An 8,545-nucleotide genomic window follows, 5' to 3' on the forward strand; every position below is an offset into this window, starting at 1 on the left:
AAGACCAACCCTGCATTTCTCACAAGATTTACTAGGAGTTCTCAAGCTCCGCACCGTTAGATGCGATCACTCGACGGTACCATTCAAAAGACTTCTTACGGTAGCGGGAGAGCGATCCCGAACCATCGTCATTACGATCTACATAGACGAAACCGTAGCGTTTCGACATCTGCGCTGTAGACGCTGAAACCATGTCGATACAGCCCCACGTAGTGTAACCGAGTAGCTGCACACCGTCGGCAATAGCTTCGCGCACCTGTTCCAGGTGTGCCCGCAGATAATCTATACGGTAATCATCGATCACAGTCATTTCACCATCGACCTCAACAAGTTCGTCGCGTGCGCCTAAGCCGTTCTCGACGATGAAAAGAGGTTTCTGCCAGCGGTCCCAGTACTGGTTGAGTACAATAAGCAGCCCGACAGGATCGATCTGCCATCCCCATTCGGAAGCGGTCAATGTTGGGTTAGATACTCCACCGAGAATATTCCCTTCGTTGCTTTCGCCGCGGCTTGGGTCGCTGCTGGCACAGGTGGACATGTAGTAGCTGAACGAGACAAAATCGACCGTATTTTTGAGGTCTTCCCGATCTCGTTCGGTAATGTTGAGCTCGATACCTTTTTCGTGGAGCATGCGTAGGAAATATCCGGGGTAGGTTCCACGAACGTGCACGTCGCCGAAGGCAAAGTTCGCGTGTTCGGCGTGCAGGGTGGCGAGCGCATCCTGGGGTGATGGTGTGAGCGGATAGGTGGGCATTGCTAAAATCATGCAGCCAATCTGGGCTTGAGGTACGAGCTCACGGGCAGCACGGGTAGCGCGCGCTGAGGCGACAAGCTCATGATGAATTGCCTGGTAAAGGTCTTGCTCACTCAGCTGTTCTTTGGGGGTGTTAATACCGCCAGACATAAACGGTAGGTGCAGCACCGAATTGATTTCGTTGAAGGTGAGCCAGTATTTTACGCGGTGGCCGTAGCGTTCAAAGAGTACCCGGCAGTATCGTTCGTAGAAGTCGATAAGATCGCGACTTACCCAGCCGTTGTATTGTTCTGCAAGGTAAAGCGGTGTTTCGTAGTGGCTGATAGTGATGAGCGGTTCGATGCCGTATTTTTCAAGTTCATCAAGCACACGGTCGTAGAAGGCGAGGCCTTCCTCATTTGGTTCTGTTTCGTTACCGTTTGGGAAGACACGTGACCAAGCGACGGAGAACCGGAATACTTTGAACCCCATTTCCGCAAGGAGAGCGATGTCTTCGGGGTAGCGGTGGTAGAAATCGGTGCCCTCAAGTTTGAGGTTATCGGGTGTGGGCGCGGCACTTCGTGGGCTCAGCCCTCCGTGAGGGAGTACATCCTGAATACTGGGACCCTTGCCGCCTTCATCCCAGGCACCTTCACACTGGTTGGCTGCGGAAGCGCCTCCCCACAGAAAATTTGGGGGAAACGCACCGTGCAGGTGGGGTTTGATGATGGGCAGCGATTGGGTGTCATGCGTGAAATGCTGGTCTTGATGCATGGGGCTCTCCCGTAGATGGCGGACAGTTAATGCTTAGATGGGGAATACGTATATGGCGGATAGAACACATCGCCGTTGTTGTACAACAACCCTAACAGTTTTAGCGCATATTCCTGCAGAGATGAGCAGTAAGATTACGGAAGATGGCTTAAGTTTCAACGCTAGAACCCTGGTGTATCGGCTTTGTTTACGCCGCGCTGTATCGGGCGCTTTTTGGGTGTGCAGGCAGCATGCAGAATGTCGGTAGAAATAAAAAGCCCCGGGCGTGAACCCTTTTCTAGGATTCAGCGCCCGGAGCTTATGTGGCTGAATAGACCGGAAGAGCTTAGCGAGCGCTCACTAGGGTGTAGCGTATCCGAGAGCGAATAGCCACGCGGTGCCCACAACACCCCAAATAATCATATTTATGAGCGAAGACAAGAAACCCAGCTTGAACCATTCACCCACACTGAAATACCCCGATCCGTAGTACACCCCTGCCGGTCCAGAGGCATAGTGAGTGATACCGCCGATAAGGTTGCCGGTAAAGCCGAGGAAAAGTGCGGCGAACATTGGGGGAGTACCCGCCGAAATTGCTGCCCCCAGGAATACAGCATAGAGGGCGACAATCTGCGCGGTGTTAGAAGCAAACATGTAGTGAATGTAGAAGTACACCAGAATCAGAATGCCGAAGGCAAGCGGCCAGGACATACCCGCAACGCTGTGCGCGGCGCGATCGCCTACCCAATCAACAACCTTGAGCTTCTTGAGCTGATCCGCCATGCCCACAAGCACCGCGAAGAAAATGAGGGTGGACCAAGCACTGGAGTTATTCGCCATATCTTTCCAGGTGAGCACCTTAGTCACGAGAAGAATTGCGATGCCGAAGAAGGCTGCACTGGTCGCGCTAATACCCCAGGACGTGCCGCCAATCCATAGGGCTAACAGCAGTACGAAGGTACCGAGCATAATCCACTCCGGCACGCTTAAGGGGCCCATCTCGGCAAGCTCTTTGCGCGCATGGTCGGGAGCATCAGGGGTGTGCTTGATAGTCGGCGGGTATACCTTCGAGATAAACCAAGGCATAACGGCAAGGGCGACCAAACCGGGGGCTAATGCGGCAAGCGCCCAGGTGCCCCAGTCCAGATGCAGTCCTTTTTCTTGAGCAAATTTTTGAGCCAGCGGGTTACCAGCCATTGCTGTCACGAACATTGCGGCAGTGATGGTATTGACCTGCGCCTCAGTCATGAGCAGATAAGAGCCTAGCTTGCGGCGTTTCTCGGGGGTCTCGTTGGTAGAGCCATTCACCTCAGCAAGAGAGCGAATAATTGGGTAAATCACGCCACCCGCGCGAGCCGTATTTGAAGGAGTCGCCGGTGCAAGCACGAGGTCTGTGATCGCCATGCCGTAAGAAAGCCCGAGGGAAGACTTACCGAGCATGCGCACAAACAATAGGGCAATGCGCTTCCCTAGCCCGGTAATGAGGAACCCATCGGCAATAAAGAACGCGGCAACAATAATCCAGATTGAGTCGTTGCCGAAGCCTTTAAGCGCCTCTTCTTTAGCGTTCATGGTACCGGTGATCATTGCGGCGCCGAGACCAATAAGCGCCACTGATGGGGTTGGCAGCGGCTGGAAGATAAGACCTAGGATAGTACCGGCAAAGATAGCGAGCATATGCATGCCACGTGGTTCCACCCCTGGAGGTACGGGAATAAACCAGATGGCTATAGTAATGGCGAGAATCACCGCAACTTTGACGATGAGAGCAGTATTAGCCTGCTTGGGTTTTTCGGGAGGTTGCGATTGCTCATGGCGAGCGGTGGCATCGGGCTCGGATGTCGAGGACGATTGGCTCATGTCCGTACTCCTTTGAAACGAAACTTGATAGGCACACACGTGCAGTGTGCATACGGTTTCGTCAGCGTTCTTATGCTGTGAATGTGTTGGTATCTGATGGTTTATGTGGGAATACCGTTCAGACGTTTTAAGTTTACGTCTAGACTCACCTTTCAGAAAAGGGTTTGCCCGCAAAAACACAGGGCTGCTTTGGTTTCCCTTACTTTCGCTGAACAGTCGGGAATGATGGGCCAACCCGGTAGAATAAAATCCGTGGAAATCCTTCGTGAACAAGGCCCAAAATCCGGTGAACTTCTGATGCACCACGACGATACCGTGGCAATGCTGCGCGAGGTCGCTGCGGGAAAACGCCCCGCAACCCTGCGCATCTACCAACCGAACCCTACCGTCGCCTTCGGCCGTCGCGATGAGCTCAATCCAGGATTTACCGCTGCCGCGCAGGCGTGCCGTGATCTCGGGTACGACATACTCGTGCGTAAAGTAGGCGGTCACGCGGCCGCCTACCACACCGGCTGCCTCGTCATCGATCATTTTCAGCCCGCCGAAGACGCAAAAACCGGCAACAACCTGCGTTACAAACTTTTCGGAGAAATGTACGCCCAAGCCCTGCAACTCGTCGGGGTGGATGCGGCAGTCGGCGAAATCCCCCAAGAATACTGCCCGGGTGAATACTCCGTATACGCTCGGCTAGGCGGCGAACACTCTGGGGAGCGCATCAAACTTGTGGGGACCGCACAGCGCGTTATTCAGGGTGGCTGGTGGTTCAGCACCGGAATCGTTGTATATAACTCGGCATCTCTACGCGAGATTACCTTGCGAGTATACGATGCTTTAGGCATGCCTCTTAACCCTGCAACTGTAGGTGCCGCCGAAGACGCAAACCCCGCTCTGCTCATGGAAGACCTGGAAGACGCGATTTTAGAGATTTATGCACAGAACGGCTTCAAATAGCCGTTATGCACCAAGGCGGCGTTCCCGCCTTATGACTAGCTAAGACATCCGGCGGTTCCCACATAATCCATGCAGCTGCACGGCACCCCTAGCGAGACAATAAAGACAAGTTCACCGTAGACTGGTAATACGACCGCCCTCACACCTCAAGGAGAGCATATGCGCTGGGGACAAATCCAAGACGACAAAGGCCGCCGCGCCGTCTGCATGCACGAAGAAACCATCTATGAACTCCCCGCAAAACTCTCACCCCTACTCCAGTTCTACAGCCGTTACCGCACCAACTTCGGCAACCCTGCCAACGCGGTGAGCATCCTCCGCGAAAACGGTGCTACAACTCTAGGACATGGCGAAGAACTCTGGAATACCCTACCTTTCGTACGACCGCTGGACCGCCCTGGAAAAGTCCTTTGTGCCGGGCTCAACTACCGCGATCATGCCGAAGAAATGGGACTCGAAATCCCAAAATATCCCACCATCTTCACGAAATATCCGAATGCGCTCATCGGCCCCAACGAAGAAATTCAAATGCCTTCTGCAAACGAAACCGGAAGCACAAAAATAGATTGGGAGGTCGAACTTTGCCTTGTTATTGGGCAAAAGATGCGCCGGGTAGATGAAAAAGATGCGCTCGCTGGACTGTTGGGGTACACCATTCTTAACGATGTTTCGGTGCGCGACTGGCAGGGACGTACTAGCGAATGGTTTCAAGGTAAAAACTGGGATAGCATGACACCGTTTGGTCCCTATATTGTTGCGACGGACGAACTTGACCCGACTCGCGGATTAGAGCTTACCTGCGAAGTTGACGGCGAGGTACGTCAGCACGGTAATACCTCTGACATGATTTTTACTTCTGCACAGCTTATCTCATATATTTCGCAGTTCATGACCCTAGAACCTGGCGACCTCATCGCTACCGGAACTCCCGCCGGAGTAGGGCTTTCGTTGCACCCACGGAACTGGCTTAAGCCTGAGCAGACTCTCGTAACCCGCATTGAAGGAATTGGCGCTATCAGTAATAGGTGCTCGCAGCCTTATAGCGGATAACACAAGGTTTATTCAGATGGCTGGGTAAACGCTGCAAAAAAGTGCAGTACCGTATGGTCTGCGCTTTCGTTCCCCGCTTTGTATTTAAGGTACCTGCATCCTCACCCATGTAAAGGAGAGGATGCAGGTACTTTTGTTGACCTGAACCTTTGTGCGCGATAAGGGGGTGTTAGGAAACGTAACCTAAGGTTTGACGGAGAAGGGAGCCTGCTAGAGTGAGAATAAACGGAAACGATGGGGCACATAGTCTAAGAGGACTGTGACGTCTTGGGACAGCCTATATTTCATGTAAAGGAGGAAAACGCCTAGTCAGTACGTTAATGTCACAATTTGGTGAGAAGTTTGTAGCGTATTGACTTATAAAAAGGCGTTTATATAAAATTATGTTTATGGATAACGGTTCGGGTCAGACGGAACCACGAGACTGGGATCAAGAATTCGGCGCATCCGTAGCAATTTTCTCAGCACTCGCTAATCCGTTAAGACTTGCGATTGCACACCATTTGGTGGAGCGTCCACATAGTGTGAGCGAACTGCATACCTGCTTGGGTATTTCGCAGCCGCTCGCCTCGCATCATTTGCGCATCCTTCGAGAGGCGCATGTTGTTGAAGGGGAGCAGCACGGCAGAACCACTATCTACAAATTGTTAGACCACCACATCAGTCACATTGTGAAGGATGTGCACGAACATACGAAACACACCGGCGATTAGCTCGGTTTATCTGAGGAGAGATCATGACCACCGTTGCACCCCACCGTCATTCCGAAAGCCACGCACATACCCACGGGCCTTCATGCGGTCACCAGGCAGTTATTCACTTAGATCACGTAGACTACCTGCATGACGGGCACGCGCACCGCGAGCACGAAGGGCACTACGATGAGTGCAACGTATGCTCCTGCGGCAACTGCTCTGACCTGTGCGTCAACTGCACCTGCGATAACTGCACCTGCCCGACCTGTAACCATGCGGTTTGCGAATGCGCACACTGCAATGATTCTTGCGCCAACTGCGCATGTGATGACTGCGCATGCCCCACATGCCAGCACGCAGCATAAGCAATTTTTAGACTATAAACCCGCCCGGCGTACTCTATGAGGAGGCGCCGGGCGGGTTTTGTATAAGGGTCTCTGTTGTATTCAGAGTGTATAGGGCGTGTGTCATTGTGTGCGTTATCTAAATATAGTCTTTTGGGTGCAATTCTTAAGAGTGGTTCTGCGTGGAAGTTGAGTTTTTAAATGTAAACTCGAAAGTCTAATATCTTTAATGTTTTGAATAAAATCCACAGAGTTGTTTATTGATAAATGGTTATATATGTCGCGGGTGAATCGCTAAATATTTTGAATCATCGTAGAGTAATAGATATGACTTCTTCTGAGTCCATTTAGTACGTGCGAATAAGCTGTTCCATCGGAGGAATGGCGCATGGAACGTGTGGTTTTCAGAGTTGGTCTTATCTTATTCACCCAGCCACAATTTTTTTGAGGATGTGTTCACCGATGAATACTCGTATCCCTGGTTTGTCTCGTCGTGCCCTTATGAGCGCTTTGGGCGTTTCTGGGTTTGCTGTGTTGCTATCTGCGTGTGGGGAGGACTCGAAGCCTGCTGGAATGGCTACTGAGAGTTCGAGTTCTTTCTCTTCTGCGACTGTCGTTGCCTCTGCTTCATCCAGTAATGGCCCATCGCCGTCGTCGAGTGTGCCGCCGCATTATTCGGGGAACTCGAAAGCACCAGATGGAGAATTTCGTGCCGCTGATGTGTATGGTCCTGCGCAGAATGTTCCGAAGCCCAAGACGGAGGAGGGGTATACGAATGCTTCCTTGGAGGGGATGCGTAAGACGGTGCAGGCGTGGACGGAATGGCGTAACTACGGGCTTCAGACCGGGGACTTCAAAGAGGCCTATAAATATATCAGTAAGAACTTCACAGATGAACAGAAGACCTATGATTTTGATACTCGTCTTTATAAAAAGGGCGGGTGGATTGTAGGTGGAGATGTGCATGGCTACGAGTTCCATGGTGAGCCTATTAACCACGGTGGTGGTAAATATAAGTGGAAGTTCTTCATGGCTTGGCCACATCTCATCTATATTGAGGCTGATGGAGAGCACTATAAGGAAGTTGTTAATAAAGATTACGAGAATAACTGGTATATGATGACTCTTCACCATGATGGGAATCGGTGGCTTATCGATAGCGTTGAGTTCTTGGATATGAAGGGTGAGAAGAATGAAGAATAGAGCTCTTCCATGCCTAATGGTTGCATCATTGGTATGTGCCTCACTTTTTCAAGGTGTTCCGGTTATGGGTGATCCTCTCTGCGGTAATTCGGATGCTTCACTATGGTGTTCAGAGCAGGAGATATCTCAAAGCCAACAGTGGCGCGGTGGGAGACAGGCGCCAGAGCAAAATATAGGACAGTATCCAAATGCCGATCTGCACACGTCTCAGGAAAATAATGAACGTCGTCAAGATGAGTGGACGAGATGGTATCGGGAGCATCATCATGGGAATCTTGGGTTCGCTCAAGATAAAAGTGGTGCTAATAAGTCGTTTAGATTTGATGTTGCCAATGATGGTTCGTACTGTGTTAGTCGGGATGGGCGTGTAGGCCAGTATAAAGAATTTACTGATGATGGTCAGGCTAAACCTGTTGGGGAGACGATTACGAATCATCTGTTCGGTGATACCTGCACCCTGAACGATCCGGAAGCAGCACAGCAAGCCCAAAGCGAGTACGAGCGGATTATCACCGAGATGCGCACTCATTTGCTGGAGTTGATCCCGGCGCATCCGCACCTGACCCTGGATAGTGCACATCCACCGCACACGAGCAAGGGTGAGGAAACGAATTTCTACACTACTCTAGAAGGCAGCAGTAATATTTTTGAGGGAGACCTACCTATCGGGCATACCAGGATTCGGGCGGTACCGGTGGCGTACCGGTATGAGTATGGAGACGGGCACGATCTAAAAACACATAGTGCTGGTAGCTCGGTGTCTTCACAGTATTCTGGTCAATCCTTGCATGAGACGTCGACGAGTTATGCGTATCCGCAGGTGGGGAATTTTCATGCCTATGTCACGGTGACGTATGCGGGTCAGTACAGTATTGATGGTGGGCCGTGGCAGTTTTTCGGAACCGAGGTGTCTCGTGTGAGTGAGCCGGTGCTGGTGCGGGTGTGGGAGTCTGAGG

Annotated in this window: 8 protein-coding genes; 5 read left to right on the top strand and 3 right to left on the bottom strand. The window is 51.6% G+C overall.

Features of this window, described 5'->3' with window-relative positions:
• Positions 1 to 31: 31 nt before the first annotated feature.
• Both HMPREF3016_RS09225 and HMPREF3016_RS09230 read right to left on the bottom strand, forming a co-directional pair.
• Positions 32 to 1,507 carry a glycoside hydrolase family 1 protein gene (locus HMPREF3016_RS09225; RefSeq protein WP_070741791.1) on the bottom strand — a complete coding sequence of 492 codons (1,476 nt, stop codon included), beginning with the start codon at positions 1,505 to 1,507 and terminating at the stop codon, positions 32 to 34.
• 339 nt (positions 1,508 to 1,846) lie between these two features.
• Positions 1,847 to 3,346, bottom strand: a complete 1,500-nt coding sequence (locus HMPREF3016_RS09230) for an anion permease (protein ID WP_070741793.1) — start codon at positions 3,344 to 3,346, stop codon at positions 1,847 to 1,849.
• A gap of 252 nt (positions 3,347 to 3,598) precedes the next feature.
• On the opposite strand from HMPREF3016_RS09230, the gene HMPREF3016_RS09235 reads away from it, so the two are divergent.
• The 3 genes from HMPREF3016_RS09235 (at position 3,599) to HMPREF3016_RS09245 (ending at position 6,060) form a co-directional block, all read left to right on the top strand.
• Entirely contained in the window at positions 3,599 to 4,297 is a 699-nt protein-coding gene (locus tag HMPREF3016_RS09235) for a lipoate--protein ligase family protein (protein WP_070524026.1), read from the top strand.
• A 159-nt stretch (positions 4,298 to 4,456) separates the two neighbouring features.
• Positions 4,457 to 5,347: a fumarylacetoacetate hydrolase family protein gene (locus HMPREF3016_RS09240; protein WP_070741796.1), complete on the top strand. Its 891-nt coding sequence runs from the start codon at positions 4,457 to 4,459 to the stop codon at positions 5,345 to 5,347.
• Positions 5,348 to 5,736: 389 nt separating this feature from the next.
• Positions 5,737 to 6,060, top strand: a complete 324-nt coding sequence (locus HMPREF3016_RS09245; protein ID WP_246828531.1) for an ArsR/SmtB family transcription factor — start codon at positions 5,737 to 5,739, stop codon at positions 6,058 to 6,060.
• 107 nt (positions 6,061 to 6,167) lie between these two features.
• Here HMPREF3016_RS09245 and HMPREF3016_RS11170 read toward each other — a convergent pair whose 3' ends face one another.
• Positions 6,168 to 6,338, bottom strand: a complete 171-nt coding sequence (locus tag HMPREF3016_RS11170; RefSeq protein WP_004004779.1) for a hypothetical protein — start codon at positions 6,336 to 6,338, stop codon at positions 6,168 to 6,170.
• A 510-nt stretch (positions 6,339 to 6,848) separates the two neighbouring features.
• Between HMPREF3016_RS11170 and HMPREF3016_RS09255 the strand changes: the two genes are divergently transcribed.
• Both HMPREF3016_RS09255 and HMPREF3016_RS09260 read left to right on the top strand, forming a co-directional pair.
• Entirely contained in the window at positions 6,849 to 7,589 is a 741-nt protein-coding gene (locus HMPREF3016_RS09255; RefSeq protein WP_070448465.1) for a DUF6318 family protein, read from the top strand.
• A gap of 64 nt (positions 7,590 to 7,653) precedes the next feature.
• Positions 7,654 to 8,545 (top strand): hypothetical protein (locus HMPREF3016_RS09260; RefSeq protein WP_070741802.1); only part of this gene is annotated, 892 nt, incomplete at its 3' end.

The sequence above is a fragment of the Rothia sp. HMSC065D02 genome (assembly GCF_001815285.1).
GTDB classification, from domain to species: Bacteria; Actinomycetota; Actinomycetes; order Actinomycetales; family Micrococcaceae; genus Rothia; species Rothia dentocariosa.